Below are 13,806 nucleotides of genomic sequence, written 5' to 3'. Positions count from 1 at the left end.
TGAAAGATGCCATTGCCCGACAGCGGTCGACCGCCATCGCCCGCGTCGCCGATCCGAACCCAGTTATCGCCGCACACCTGTGGACTCAGAATCGCCGTGCTGCTGCGGGCATGAAGCTGCAAATCGATCTCGGGTTCGTCACCGAAAAATGACCGGGCCACCGTTGATTCTCGACGCCGCTGCCGGCAGTATTCAAGCAGCTGTGCCTTGCCGGGCAAACCGGCGCTGGCCACGTCCACGGTCCATTGCCAGTAACACTGGCCGTCGGCCCGCCGCGCCATCCAGGCCCAGCCGTCTGCAAGGCTTTCCACGGCACTGGCGGTGTTGCCCGGCGTGCCTTGCCAGCGATTGAGCAGGCTGACCGTCTCCGGCCCGCGCAGGCCTTTGCCCAGGGCGGGCGCCTGACGTCCGCGGGCCTCCACCAGAAAGTCCGCGTCCAGCGCCTGGCGCCCGTCGATCTCGACTCGATGTCCACTCTCGCAGGTCTGAACCGACAACACCCGGCCTTCGATCAGCTCAACGCCAGCCAAGCGTAAATCTACGCGCAGACCGCGATCAAAGATCGGGCGATCCAGCAAAAATTCAACGTTCTGCGCGTGTTGCTGGCCGTTCCAGTTCACCTGTCGCTGAGAAGGCAACGTCGCTTGCGCCAGCGCTTGATGAAGACCGGCGCCGCGCAACGCTTCCAGCACTCGTAGGGAAACGCCTTCCAGCGCCGCAAACCGGCGCCACTCGCTGACAAGCGTTACTGCGTAACCGAGTCGTCGCAGTCCCAGGGCCACCGCCGCGCCCGCTGGCCCGGCACCCAAAATCACAATCGTCGTCATGGCCCGAAACGCCGTTCAGGGCCACGATAACGGGCGTTTTGCCGTAAATATTCGATGACCTGTTCATTGCTTGCCTCGGGTTGTGCCACCAGGAAAGCCGCAATGTGCCCGCTCAATGCCGCGCAGCCAAGACTGGCGCCCGACTGCCCCGGATAAGTGCCGTGCACACACGCGGCAAAATCTGCCTGGGCACTGTTGAGCCACGACCATTCGAGTTCGGCGCAGCGCGCATCGCCGGTCACGCGCAGCACTTGTGGGTAACTCGCCGGAAATACGCCCTCGCCCTGGGCCGGGCTGGACGCACACAGCAGCACGCCCTGCGCCACCGCCGCTGCGCAAGCGGCACGCAACAGGCTGCGATCCTGACGCAAACCAAGGCTCAAATTGATCAAGCGCACGTCCTGCGCCACCAGCCAGTCAATCGCCGTGGCGATCTGCAAGGCGCTGGTGACACCGCGCTGATCAAACACTTGCCCCACACAAAACAGCGCAGATGGCGCCCGCCGGCCGATGGCTTCCATCACCGCGCTGCCGTGACCCAGCGGATCGTCACGCAGGTCGCTTTCAACCAGGCCATCTTCCACCAGCGAAAAGCGCCGTCCGGCGATCACCTGTACCCGTTGCGCCGCTGCGTGCCCGCTGTCCACCACACCAATGCGCAGCTCTCGTCTTTTATGTAGCTCTCGTTTTCTATGTAGCTCTGGTTTTTCATGCGGCTCAGGCTTCATGCAGCACCGTTTTCGAAATCAATACGCCGTCGAGCAATTCAAAGCGCAGATCGGCATCGGCCAGGGTCGAGGGACGGTGGCTGATCAGGATTCGCGTGCGCCCGGCAAACAGGCGATCGATAGCCTCGATCACTTCACGCTCGGTGGTCTCGTCCACTGCCGAGGTGGCTTCGTCGAGCACCAGAATCAAGGGGTCCTGCAACAGCGCGCGGGCAATGGCGATGCGCTGTTTCTGTCCGCCGGACAACTGCTGGCCGCGCTCGCCCAACGGACTGTCGAGGCCTTCGGGCAATGACGCGATCAAGCTGTCGAGCTGCGCCAACCGTGCCACTTCAGCAATCGCTTCGCGACTGGCGTCCGGCACCGCATAGGCCAGGTTGTCGGCGAGGCTGCCGCGAAACAGCACGATGTCCTGACTGACCACGGCGATGCGCCGACGCAACTGGAACAGGTCCAGTTCACGCACATCCACTTCGCCCAACAGCACACGCCCTGACTGCGGGTCGTGGTGGCGTTGCAGCAGGTCGATCAGGGTCGATTTGCCGACGCCGGAGCCGCCACTCAGGGCGACTTTCAAACCGTAGGGAATTCGCGCCTCGATGCCACGCAGGGTGGTCGAGCGACCGGGATGGCTGAAATGCACGTCATCAAAACGCAGCTCGCCAGAGCTCGGCATCGGCTGAGGTGCATCAGGTGTCAGTACGGTCGGCTGTTCCCCACGCAGTTCCATCACCCGCCCGAGGCTGACGGTCATGCGCTGAATCGCAACATAGAGCCCGAGCAGACTCTGAACCGGCCCGACGGCCATGCCCAGGTAAGTGGAAAACGCGATCAGCGCGCCCAATTGCCAGGTGCCCTGCACTACCCAATAGCCGCCAATCAAAAACGCGCAGGCCCGGGACAGCGAGGTCAATGTGCCCGGCACGGCCTGGGTGAAAAACTCGGTGACTTGCAGGCGCAGCAACTGGCTCATGTAGCCTTGCCCCAAGGCTTCAAGTCGCCGCGCTTCGCGCTGTTGCTGGCCGGCAGACTGGATGAATTTCATCACCGGCAGCGTCTCGACCATGAACGACGACATGTCCGCCGAGCGTTCGCGCAACTGCCGCACATCGCGCTCGACCTTGCGCCGCATCCAGCGCAGCCAGAGTACGTCGAGGGGAATCAGCACCAGCGCCAAGAGCGACAGTTTCCACGACAGCGTCAGCAGCATCGCCACGGCCACCACCAGGCCGATCACGCTGGACACTGCCGAGAACAGCGAATCCACGGCAAAGCGCTGGATCTCCGCCACGTCGCCATCCAGACGCGACATCAGGTCGCCGATGCGCCGCTGGCCGTAGAAGCTCGGCGACAGTGTCTGCAAATGCCGATAGAGGTCATCGCGCAGGGCAAACAGCATGCGCCCGGAAAGTCGCGTGTGCAGGTAACGATTGATCCCCGACAGCACCGTGCCCAAAAGCCCGGCGACGATCATCAGCCCGGCGATCAGCACCAGCATCGGGAAGTTGCGCCCCAGCAGACCGTCGTCGATCAGCAGTTTGGTCAGCCACGGTTGCACCAGCACCAAGGCCGAAGCACAGACCGATAGACCCAACAGTCCGGCAATCGCCAGCCGATGGGGACGCACAAAGCTGTAGAGCCATCGCAGCGCCGATTGCAGGGCTTCGGGGTTCTGGCTGTCGATCAGCCGAACGATCAGGCGCTGCATCACGAACGCAACTGTTTGAGCTTGCGATACAGGGTCGCACGGCTGATGCCCAGAGCGTCGGCGGCGGCCGAGACGTTGCCCTGATGGTTGTCCAGTGACTGACGAATCATCTCCAGTTCATTTTCACGGATGCTCCCGGCCTGGGGTCGTTCGGTCGCGGTCAGGTCGTCGAGCATGCTGTCGGGCAAGTGATCGAGGGTCAGGACGGTTTCCCCCGGTTCGCGCATGGCCAGCGCGGTGCGCAGGACCATCTCCAGTTGGCGGATGTTGCCCGGCCAGTGATAGTGGCCGAGCAGACGGCTCAGATCGTCGTGCAGTACCATCGTCGGCGCATCAAGCCTGGTCAGCAGACGGCCGACCAGTGCACTGAAATCTTCGCGCTCGCGCAGGGCCGGGAGCATCACACTGATGCCGTTGACCCGGTAGAACAGGTCTTCGCGAAAGTGCTTGTCTTCCACCAGACGCTTTAGGTCGCGGTGGGTGGCGCAGATCAGCGCGACGTCGATGTCCTGCTCTTCGCCAGCGCCCAGCGGTGCGACCTTGCGGTCCTGCAACACCCGCAGCAGCCGCGCCTGCAAAGCCAGCGGCATGTCGCCAATTTCATCGAGAAACAAGGTGCCGCCGTGGGCCTGTTGCAAGCGACCGACCATGCCGCCCCGGCGTGAGCCGGTGAACGCGCCTTCGCGGTAGCCAAACAGTTCGGACTCGATCAGGCCTTCGGGGATGGCCGCGCAGTTCACCGCGACGAAAGGTTTGTCGCAGCGGCTGCCGGCCATGTGCAAGGCACGGGCGATGACTTCCTTGCCGGTACCGGTTTCGCCCAACAGCAACACCGGCAGCTCGTTGGCCAGGCCTTGTCGGGCCATGCGCAAGGCACGGGCATAACGGACGTTGCTGCCCGCCAGCGACTCGAGGTCCGGCTGTGCTTTTGCGGTTTTTGCCTGGGTGCGTGGCGGGGTTCCGACGTTGAGGGTGCGTTGTGGCGCGCGCAGGGTTTTGTAGAAGAACTCGCCCTTGGCAGTCTGCAGGCTGCCGGCGCCACCCTGATGCAGGCGCGCCAACAGTTGCAGGCCATCGACGCCGAGAAACTCTTCGCAGCGCCGACCGACCAGCGCCGAACGCTCGGCATGCAGCAACTGGCAGGCCTGGGCACTGACCGCGAGAATCTGTCCGCCGAGGCTCACCGCCAGCAGGCCCTGCCATGGGGATTCGAGGTATTGGCGGCGGCTGTGAAAGGCCAGGACGATTTCGTCCGGATAACTGGCGTTGAACACCCGGCTTTCAATCTGGCTAACCGCCATGGCCAGCAGCGCTGTGCTGTCGTGGGCGCGACCCAGCGGGCCTTCGCGGGTCAGGTCAAGCACGCCGAGGATGTCGCCTTGAGGGCAATGGATCGGTACCGAGGTGCAGGAAAAATCGCTCAAGCGATCCAGGTAATGTTCGCCGCAATCGATCAGGGTCGGGCGGGCTTCCACCAGCGCCGTGCCGAGGGCGTTGGTGCCGCGAACGGCTTCGCTCCAGCAGGCGCCAAGGGTGATGTCTTGCAGGCCGCTGCCCTTGAGACGATCGGCGCGCCCTTCGACGGCGAGGATGGTGGCGTCGGAGTTGGCGAGGATGATCAGGCCTTCCTTGCCCTGGCGTTCGGCGAGGTAATCGATGGCCGGCAACGCGGCGTCAATCAGCAGGCGATTGCTCGCCAGCAGCACGTCCAGGCTGGCGCTCGATTCCAGCGCCAGCTCATGCTTGGCATTGAAATGCACGCCATGGCTGAGACTGCGTCGCCACGAGGCATCGATTTCCGCACGCAGGACACCGTCCGGCACTTCGCCTTCCAGATGCAGCTTTTCCCGGGCCAGCCGGGCTTCGCGGTGCGGTTTGGGGGAGTTTGTTTTTATTAGCGTCATCAAGCGCTCCGGGTCGTCCGCCCTGCGCCTTCAAACATAGGCGCCCTGGAGCAATCTTTACGTTAACGTAAGGGCTATGGCAAGTGCCTTATGGCGCTTGTGTTCCCGCAGATAGACCGCGTTATCGTTCTTCGCGGGCAAGCCTCGCTCCTACAGAAATTGTGTTTACTCGACCCGTGCCAGCACGAGCCAGCACGGCGTTGAGCAGCACATCGGTGCCCTGGCGCACATTTTCAGGCAACACATCTTCAGCCTCGTTATGACTCAAGCCGCCGACGCACGGGACGAACACCATGGCCGTCGGGCAGAACCGCGCCAGATGAATTGCGTCATGTCCGGCACCGCTGACAATCGATTGCTGAGCGTAGCCCAACGCATCCACCGCCTGTTGCACCGCCGCCACGCAGTCAGCATCGAACGGCGTGGCCGGGCTGATCCATTGGATGTCGAGCAGGGTCTGCTTTGGCGACTGCCGCCGGAAGATGGGGTGGTGGATTTCGATATCCAGCTGTGGTGGAATCGCGAACAGAAGATGAGTCAGGCCCAAACCGTGTTCTTGGAGAGCTTCCAGCACATGCTCAGCATTCGTGAGCCTGTGCTGTGAAGCCTCGATGGGTTAAACGTGAGGATCGCCCGGCGCCTTGCTCGGCGCTGCGTATTGCGGCTTCAGGTGCCCGTCCTGATCGAGTAGCCAGGCGTCCATGATCTGCCGCACCACGGGTCCGGCGACACGACCGCCGGCCTCACCGTTTTCGATCATCACCGAAATCACAATCTTCGGGTGTTCAGCTGGGGCGAAACCGACGAACAAGGCATTGTCGCGGTTACGCTCGCGGGTCTTCTCGCGGTTGTAGCGCTCGCCCTGCTTGATCGCCACCACTTGCGCGGTGCCGCTCTTACCGGCGATGCGATACTGCGCGCCCACCGCTGCTGCCCGCGCAATCCCGCGGGCATCGTGCATCACCATCTGCATGCCGTGGTTGACCTGCTCCCAGTCACGCGGATCCTTGAGCAGAATATTCGGCATCGGGTGTTCATCCACTGGCGCAACACCATCCACGGTCTGGGCCAGGTGCGGACGGTTCCACACGCCTTTGTTGGCGATCAGTGCCGTGGCTTGGGCCAACTGAAGCGGGGTGACCTGCATGTAGCCCTGGCCGATGCCAAGGATCACCGTTTCGCCAGGGAACCATGCTTGACGACGTGTAGCGCGCTTCCAGGACTGGGATGGCATCAGACCTGACGACTCTTCGTACATGTCCAGCGAAACTTTCTCACCCAGGCCGAACATTGCCATGTAGTAGTGCAGACGATCGATGCCCAGTTTGTGGGCCAGGTCGTAGAAGTAAGTGTCGTTGGAACGCATGATCGCCGCGTCCATATCCACCCAGCCATCGCCGCTGTGGTTCCAGTTGCGGTATTTGTGATCGTAATCCGGAAGCTGGTAATAACCCGGATCGAACACCCGGGTCTGCGGCGTGACGACGCCGGCGTCGAGACCGGCAATCGCCACTTCCGGTTTGATGGTCGAACCTGGCGCGTAGAGCCCGCGCAGCACACGGTTGAAGAGCGGCCGGTCAATCGAATCGTGCAGCGCCGCGTACTCCTTGAAGCTGATACCGGTGACGAACAGATTCGGGTCGAAACTCGGCTTGCTGACCATGGCCAGCACTTCACCGGTCGACGGATCGAGCGCGACCACAGAGCCACGACGATCGCCCAAGGCTTGCTCGGCGGCTTCCTGAAGTTTGACGTCGAGACTCAGTACGATGTTTTTGCCCGGAACCGGATCGATGTGCTTGAGCACCCGCAGCACACGGCCTTGAGCGTTGGTTTCGACTTCCTCATAACCAACGTGGCCATGCAGGTCCGACTCGTAGAATTTCTCGATCCCGGTCTTGCCGATGGATTGGGTGCCGCGGTACTCGACCGAATCCAGAACCTTGGATTCTTTCTCGTTGATACGGCCCACGTAGCCGATCGAATGAGCGAAGTGCTCGGCCAACGGATAATGGCGCACGAACTGGGGCTCGACATCAATGCCCGGCAAGCGGAACTCGTTGACCGCCAGCACCGCGATCTGTTCTTCACTCAGCTCATAGAACAGCGTCACCGGTACGAACGGATGCCGTGCTTGTTTCATCGCTTTGTCGAACAGCGTGCGATCTTCAGCAGGCAGTTGTAGCAGGTTGACCACCTCGTCCAGCTCTTCTTTGACATTGGAAGCGCGTTCGCGAGTGATAGTCAGGTTGTAACTGGGACGGTTGTCCGCGAGAACCACGCCATTGCGGTCATAGATCAAGCCACGGGTAGGCGTGATCGGCAGGACATGGACGCGGTTGTTTTCGGAAATCGTGGAGTGATAGTCGAATTCGACTACCTGCAGGATATACATGCGCACCACCAGCGCGCAGGTAATGGCGACGACGAACAAGGCGCAGGCCATCAGTCTTTTGTTGACCAGACGCTTCTCAGTTTCGTGGTCCTTGATGGGTATCGGTTCGGGCATTTCTGTAGCAACTCTTTGAACAAAGGGGTGCCGATCCGTGGGCTTCAAATCAGTCAGTTAAAAAACGAGCTGCACCATACCAAAAACTGCCCGGTCACTTTAGTGCGATTTCCTCTAACGGCGGTGCTTGAGCGTCCGAAAGGGATTTCCCTTGATGGCGATTTCGTGCGTTTTTCTCAAGATTGATATTCCCATTCATGCATTTTTCTTGCGAATTTGGCTGTAGATGCTGGATGCATGTCATTGCGTTTGTATTTTTTGGAGTTTTTTCATGCATCCACAATTTCAACGATTACTGGGTTCGGACGGGTTTTCCATCGGACTGGAACTGCCACTGGATAATGATTGGTCCAGCGATGGTCAACGGCGAAGGGTCGCCGAGAACCGACCGTTTGGTGTGCCCGACCTGAAGCAGCACGCCGCCATGGCCCGCCTGGCCGACCAGTACGGCTTCCGCGCCTTATGGGTTCGCGACGTGCCGGTTTACGACCCTCACTTCGGCGATGCCACACAGGTGTTCGAAACCTTTTCCTAGCTGGGTTACTTGGCGGGTATTACCGACAACACAAGGTGAAATCTTCCGCGATACCATTGAATTGCTGCGAACTCAGGGCGAGGGACGTTTGTCCGAAGGCGCGCATCTGCTTCCAAAGCGCGAGCAGGTAGCTCCGTTACTGGTTGCGTGCGGGCCTTGGACAGCAATCTCCAGCGTGGACTGGTCAGCACATGGACGGTTGGCTCGCCTACCCCGGCACGCCGGACGAACATTGCCGTCGCGTAGGGTTGTACGTGAGGTTGGCGGTAACAAACCCTATATCGGCTTTGTTCATCTGGATTTGGCAGCCAATCCCCATGCACCAATGCTTCGTGTTCGCTTCCGCGGCAGCTGTGGACGGTTGGCGCTTATTGACGAACTTCAGGCGTTGCGTAAGGCCGGCGTGCAGCATGTCGGCCTGCATGTGCGTCGCAGCGAGCGACCGGTTTCGGAGATTATTGAGGAGATTGCAGAACACGTGTTGCCGAAGTTTCATTAACTCAGTGGCATAAAAAAGGGATAACCATCTAGGCTATCCCTTTAATTATTGCGGCATTTTCCTGCGAACAAAACAAAACCCCTACCTGCATGCGCAGATAGGGGTTTCGGAATTTAATCTTGACGATGACCTACTCTCACATGGGGAAACCCCACACTACCATCGGCGATGCATCGTTTCACTGCTGAGTTCGGGATGGGATCAGGTGGTTCCAATGCTCTATGGTCGTCAAGAAATTCGGGTACCGAACCGTCTTTCGACGCTTCAGCAAATTGGGTATGTAATAGATTTGTGTGTTGTGCGAACTTTCGGTTCATTGCGTCTTCACACACCGCAATCTGGCCTTTCGACGCAAATTGCTTGGGTGTTATATGGTCAAGCCTCACGGGCAATTAGTATGGGTTAGCTCAACGCCTCACAGCGCTTACACACCCCACCTATCAACGTCGTAGTCTTCGACGGCCCTTCAGGGGACTCAAGGTCCCAGTGAGATCTCATCTTGAGGCTAGTTTCCCGCTTAGATGCTTTCAGCGGTTATCTATTCCGAACATAGCTACCCGGCAATGCCACTGGCGTGACAACCGGAACACCAGAGGTTCGTCCACTCCGGTCCTCTCGTACTAGGAGCAGCCCCTCTCAAATCTCAAACGTCCACGGCAGATAGGGACCGAACTGTCTCACGACGTTCTAAACCCAGCTCGCGTACCACTTTAAATGGCGAACAGCCATACCCTTGGGACCGGCTTCAGCCCCAGGATGTGATGAGCCGACATCGAGGTGCCAAACACCGCCGTCGATATGAACTCTTGGGCGGTATCAGCCTGTTATCCCCGGAGTACCTTTTATCCGTTGAGCGATGGCCCTTCCATACAGAACCACCGGATCACTAAGACCTACTTTCGTACCTGCTCGACGTGTCTGTCTCGCAGTCAAGCGCGCTTTTGCCTTTATACTCTACGACCGATTTCCGACCGGTCTGAGCGCACCTTCGTACTCCTCCGTTACTCTTTAGGAGGAGACCGCCCCAGTCAAACTACCCACCATACACTGTCCTCGATCCGGATAACGGACCTGAGTTAGAACCTCAAAGTTGCCAGGGTGGTATTTCAAGGTTGGCTCCACGCGAACTGGCGTCCACGCTTCAAAGCCTCCCACCTATCCTACACAAGCAAATTCAAAGTCCAGTGCAAAGCTATAGTAAAGGTTCACGGGGTCTTTCCGTCTAGCCGCGGATACACTGCATCTTCACAGCGATTTCAATTTCACTGAGTCTCGGGTGGAGACAGCGCCGCCATCGTTACGCCATTCGTGCAGGTCGGAACTTACCCGACAAGGAATTTCGCTACCTTAGGACCGTTATAGTTACGGCCGCCGTTTACCGGGGCTTCGATCAAGAGCTTCGCGTTAGCTAACCCCATCAATTAACCTTCCGGCACCGGGCAGGCGTCACACCCTATACGTCCACTTTCGTGTTTGCAGAGTGCTGTGTTTTTAATAAACAGTCGCAGCGGCCTGGTATCTTCGACCGGCGTGGGCTTACGCAGCAAGTGCTTCACCCTCACCGGCGCACCTTCTCCCGAAGTTACGGTGCCATTTTGCCTAGTTCCTTCACCCGAGTTCTCTCAAGCGCCTTGGTATTCTCTACCCAACCACCTGTGTCGGTTTGGGGTACGGTTCCTGGTTACCTGAAGCTTAGAAGCTTTTCTTGGAAGCATGGCATCAACCACTTCGTCACCCAAAGGGTAACTCGTCATCAGCTCTCGGCCTTAAGATCCCGGATTTACCTAAGATCTCAGCCTACCACCTTAAACTTGGACAACCAACGCCAAGCTGGCCTAGCCTTCTCCGTCCCTCCATCGCAATAACCAGAAGTACAGGAATATTAACCTGTTTTCCATCGACTACGCTTTTCAGCCTCGCCTTAGGGACCGACTAACCCTGCGTCGATTAACGTTGCGCAGGAAACCTTGGTCTTTCGGCGTGGGTGTTTTTCACACCCATTGTCGTTACTCATGTCAGCATTCGCACTTCTGATACCTCCAGCAAGCTTCTCAACTCACCTTCACAGGCTTACAGAACGCTCCTCTACCGCATCACCTAAGTGATACCCGTAGCTTCGGTGTATGGTTTGAGCCCCGTTACATCTTCCGCGCAGGCCGACTCGACTAGTGAGCTATTACGCTTTCTTTAAAGGGTGGCTGCTTCTAAGCCAACCTCCTAGCTGTCTAAGCCTTCCCACATCGTTTCCCACTTAACCATAACTTTGGGACCTTAGCTGACGGTCTGGGTTGTTTCCCTTTTCACGACGGACGTTAGCACCCGCCGTGTGTCTCCCATGCTCGGCACTTGTAGGTATTCGGAGTTTGCATCGGTTTGGTAAGTCGGGATGACCCCCTAGCCGAAACAGTGCTCTACCCCCTACAGTGATACATGAGGCGCTACCTAAATAGCTTTCGAGGAGAACCAGCTATCTCCGAGCTTGATTAGCCTTTCACTCCGATCCACAGGTCATCCGCTAACTTTTCAACGGTAGTCGGTTCGGTCCTCCAGTTAGTGTTACCCAACCTTCAACCTGCCCATGGATAGATCGCCCGGTTTCGGGTCTATTCCCAGCGACTAGACGCCCTATTAAGACTCGCTTTCGCTACGCCTCCCCTATTCGGTTAAGCTCGCCACTGAAAATAAGTCGCTGACCCATTATACAAAAGGTACGCAGTCACCCAACAAAGTGGGCTCCCACTGCTTGTACGCATACGGTTTCAGGATCTATTTCACTCCCCTCTCCGGGGTTCTTTTCGCCTTTCCCTCACGGTACTAGTTCACTATCGGTCAGTCAGTAGTATTTAGCCTTGGAGGATGGTCCCCCCATATTCAGACAAAGTTTCTCGTGCTCCGTCCTACTCGATTTCATGGCCAAGAGATTTTCGCGTACAGGGCTATCACCCACTATGGCCGCACTTTCCAGAGCGTTCCGCTAATCTCAAAGCCACTTAAGGGCTGGTCCCCGTTCGCTCGCCACTACTAAGGGAATCTCGGTTGATTTCTTTTCCTCAGGGTACTTAGATGTTTCAGTTCCCCTGGTTCGCCTCTTAAGCCTATGTATTCAGCTTAAGATAACCATCTTATGATGGCTGGGTTCCCCCATTCAGACATCTCCGGATCACAGTCTGTTTGCCGACTCCCCGAAGCTTTTCGCAGGCTACCACGTCTTTCATCGCCTCTGACTGCCAAGGCATCCACCGTATGCGCTTCTTCACTTGACCATATAACCCCAAGCAATCTGGTTATACTGTGAAGACGACATTCGCCGAAAATTCGCGATTAAACTCACAAATTTTACCTTAGCCTGATCCGTTACCAGTGAAAGTAACGTTCAGTCTATCTTTCTATCACATACCCAAATTTTTAAAGAACGATCTAGTCAAAGACTAGAAATCAACATTCATCACCGTCTCGGTGGAATGCTCATTTCTAAGCTCTTACAACAGAAGCAGTAGTGGTGGAGCCAAACGGGATCGAACCGTTGACCTCCTGCGTGCAAGGCAGGCGCTCTCCCAGCTGAGCTATGGCCCCGTATTTCTACAGGTTCCCACACAAAATTGGTGGGTCTGGGCAGATTCGAACTGCCGACCTCACCCTTATCAGGGGTGCGCTCTAACCAACTGAGCTACAGACCCAATTTCGGGCTGCTTCTTATCGTCTTCTTCAATGAATCAAGCAATTCGTGTGGGAGCTCATGGTACAGCTGAGTCGTCGATTAAGGAGGTGATCCAGCCGCAGGTTCCCCTACGGCTACCTTGTTACGACTTCACCCCAGTCATGAATCACACCGTGGTAACCGTCCTCCCGAAGGTTAGACTAGCTACTTCTGGTGCAACCCACTCCCATGGTGTGACGGGCGGTGTGTACAAGGCCCGGGAACGTATTCACCGCGACATTCTGATTCGCGATTACTAGCGATTCCGACTTCACGCAGTCGAGTTGCAGACTGCGATCCGGACTACGATCGGTTTTGTGGGATTAGCTCCACCTCGCGGCTTGGCAACCCTCTGTACCGACCATTGTAGCACGTGTGTAGCCCAGGCCGTAAGGGCCATGATGACTTGACGTCATCCCCACCTTCCTCCGGTTTGTCACCGGCAGTCTCCTTAGAGTGCCCACCATTACGTGCTGGTAACTAAGGACAAGGGTTGCGCTCGTTACGGGACTTAACCCAACATCTCACGACACGAGCTGACGACAGCCATGCAGCACCTGTCTCAATGTTCCCGAAGGCACCAATCCATCTCTGGAAAGTTCATTGGATGTCAAGGCCTGGTAAGGTTCTTCGCGTTGCTTCGAATTAAACCACATGCTCCACCGCTTGTGCGGGCCCCCGTCAATTCATTTGAGTTTTAACCTTGCGGCCGTACTCCCCAGGCGGTCAACTTAATGCGTTAGCTGCGCCACTAAGAGCTCAAGGCTCCCAACGGCTAGTTGACATCGTTTACGGCGTGGACTACCAGGGTATCTAATCCTGTTTGCTCCCCACGCTTTCGCACCTCAGTGTCAGTATCAGTCCAGGTGGTCGCCTTCGCCACTGGTGTTCCTTCCTATATCTACGCATTTCACCGCTACACAGGAAATTCCACCACCCTCTACCATACTCTAGCTTGTCAGTTTTGAATGCAGTTCCCAGGTTGAGCCCGGGGCTTTCACATCCAACTTAACAAACCACCTACGCGCGCTTTACGCCCAGTAATTCCGATTAACGCTTGCACCCTCTGTATTACCGCGGCTGCTGGCACAGAGTTAGCCGGTGCTTATTCTGTCGGTAACGTCAAAATTGCAGAGTATTAATCTACAACCCTTCCTCCCAACTTAAAGTGCTTTACAATCCGAAGACCTTCTTCACACACGCGGCATGGCTGGATCAGGCTTTCGCCCATTGTCCAATATTCCCCACTGCTGCCTCCCGTAGGAGTCTGGACCGTGTCTCAGTTCCAGTGTGACTGATCATCCTCTCAGACCAGTTACGGATCGTCGCCTTGGTGAGCCATTACCTCACCAACTAGCTAATCCGACCTAGGCTCATCTGATAGCGCAAGGCCCGAAGG

General features: G+C 57.7%; 7 protein-coding genes, 2 tRNA genes, 3 rRNA genes and 2 pseudogenes. 3 read left to right on the top strand and 11 right to left on the bottom strand.

All coding sequences use genetic code 11. The features are described 5' to 3' along the window. The 5 genes and pseudogenes from CES87_RS31980 to CES87_RS31960 all read right to left on the bottom strand — a co-directional run. On the bottom strand, positions 1–827 hold an 827-nt coding region (locus CES87_RS31980), incomplete at its 3' end, for an NAD(P)/FAD-dependent oxidoreductase (RefSeq protein WP_141239481.1). Further along, complete coding sequence (locus tag CES87_RS31975) at positions 824–1,555, bottom strand: peptidase S8 and S53 subtilisin kexin sedolisin (RefSeq protein ID WP_371858294.1); 732 nt, start codon at positions 1,553–1,555, stop codon at positions 824–826. The genes CES87_RS31980 and CES87_RS31975, both read right to left, overlap by 4 nt. Beyond that, positions 1,545–3,263: an ABC transporter ATP-binding protein gene (locus tag CES87_RS31970; protein ID WP_128609412.1), complete on the bottom strand. Its 1,719-nt coding sequence runs from the start codon at positions 3,261–3,263 to the stop codon at positions 1,545–1,547. The genes CES87_RS31975 and CES87_RS31970 overlap by 11 nt, the downstream gene beginning before the upstream one ends. Then, on the bottom strand, positions 3,263–5,167 hold the full coding sequence (locus CES87_RS31965) for a sigma-54-dependent Fis family transcriptional regulator (RefSeq protein ID WP_128609411.1): 1,905 nt from the start codon (positions 5,165–5,167) through the stop codon (positions 3,263–3,265). The genes CES87_RS31970 and CES87_RS31965 overlap by 1 nt, the downstream gene beginning before the upstream one ends. A gap of 121 nt (positions 5,168–5,288) precedes the next feature. Then, a pseudogene (locus CES87_RS31960) lies at positions 5,289–5,606 on the bottom strand (M20/M25/M40 family metallo-hydrolase); the annotation flags it as partial. A 3-nt stretch (positions 5,607–5,609) separates the two neighbouring features. Here CES87_RS31960 and CES87_RS31955 point away from each other — a divergent pair. After that, a pseudogene (locus tag CES87_RS31955) lies at positions 5,610–5,771 on the top strand (LysR family transcriptional regulator); the annotation flags it as partial. A gap of 12 nt (positions 5,772–5,783) precedes the next feature. Here CES87_RS31955 and mrdA read toward each other — a convergent pair. Then, positions 5,784–7,676, bottom strand: coding sequence for a penicillin-binding protein 2 (mrdA, locus tag CES87_RS31950; RefSeq protein WP_128609409.1), 1,893 nt, complete (start codon positions 7,674–7,676; stop codon positions 5,784–5,786). Between the two features lie 271 nt (positions 7,677–7,947). On the opposite strand from mrdA, the gene CES87_RS34010 reads away from it, so the two are divergent. Both CES87_RS34010 and CES87_RS34005 read left to right on the top strand, forming a co-directional pair. After that, the gene (locus CES87_RS34010) at positions 7,948–8,211 is read left to right on the top strand and encodes a hypothetical protein (RefSeq protein ID WP_256591185.1); all 264 of its coding nucleotides are present in this window, start codon (positions 7,948–7,950) and stop codon (positions 8,209–8,211) included. An 88-nt stretch (positions 8,212–8,299) separates the two neighbouring features. Further along, positions 8,300–8,710 (top strand): hypothetical protein, encoded by a 411-nt coding sequence (locus CES87_RS34005; RefSeq protein WP_256591184.1) that lies wholly within the window; start codon positions 8,300–8,302, stop codon positions 8,708–8,710. Between the two features lie 117 nt (positions 8,711–8,827). Here CES87_RS34005 and rrf read toward each other — a convergent pair. The 5 genes from rrf to CES87_RS31920 form a co-directional block, all read right to left on the bottom strand. Continuing rightward, positions 8,828–8,943: ribosomal RNA gene (gene rrf, locus CES87_RS31940) — 5S ribosomal RNA — on the bottom strand. Positions 8,944–9,081: 138 nt separating this feature from the next. Next, positions 9,082–11,973, bottom strand: a 23S ribosomal RNA gene (locus tag CES87_RS31935). A gap of 234 nt (positions 11,974–12,207) precedes the next feature. After that, positions 12,208–12,283, bottom strand: a tRNA-Ala gene (locus CES87_RS31930). A gap of 27 nt (positions 12,284–12,310) precedes the next feature. Next, positions 12,311–12,387, bottom strand: a tRNA-Ile gene (locus CES87_RS31925). An 81-nt stretch (positions 12,388–12,468) separates the two neighbouring features. After that, positions 12,469–13,806, bottom strand: a 16S ribosomal RNA gene (locus CES87_RS31920); the annotation flags it as partial.

Source organism: Pseudomonas sp. ERMR1:02 (assembly GCF_002277815.1).
Lineage (GTDB): Bacteria > Pseudomonadota > Gammaproteobacteria > Pseudomonadales > Pseudomonadaceae > Aquipseudomonas.
Note: the sequence above shows the minus strand (reverse complement) of the source record. Positions and strands in the feature narration are given on the sequence as shown.

What these genes read in the sequence shown, in the direction of transcription:
- mrdA (WP_128609409.1), bottom strand. Translation starts at nt 7,676, where the DNA reads ATGCCCGAACCGATACCCATCAAGGACCACGAAACTGAGAAGCGTCTG.
- CES87_RS31965 (WP_128609411.1), bottom strand. Translation starts at nt 5,167, where the DNA reads ATGACGCTAATAAAAACAAACTCCCCCAAACCGCACCGCGAAGCCCGG.
- CES87_RS31975 (WP_371858294.1), bottom strand. Translation starts at nt 1,555, where the DNA reads ATGAAGCCTGAGCCGCATGAAAAACCAGAGCTACATAGAAAACGAGAG.
- CES87_RS34010 (WP_256591185.1), top strand. Translation starts at nt 7,948, where the DNA reads ATGCATCCACAATTTCAACGATTACTGGGTTCGGACGGGTTTTCCATC.
- CES87_RS31970 (WP_128609412.1), bottom strand. Translation starts at nt 3,263, where the DNA reads ATGCAGCGCCTGATCGTTCGGCTGATCGACAGCCAGAACCCCGAAGCC.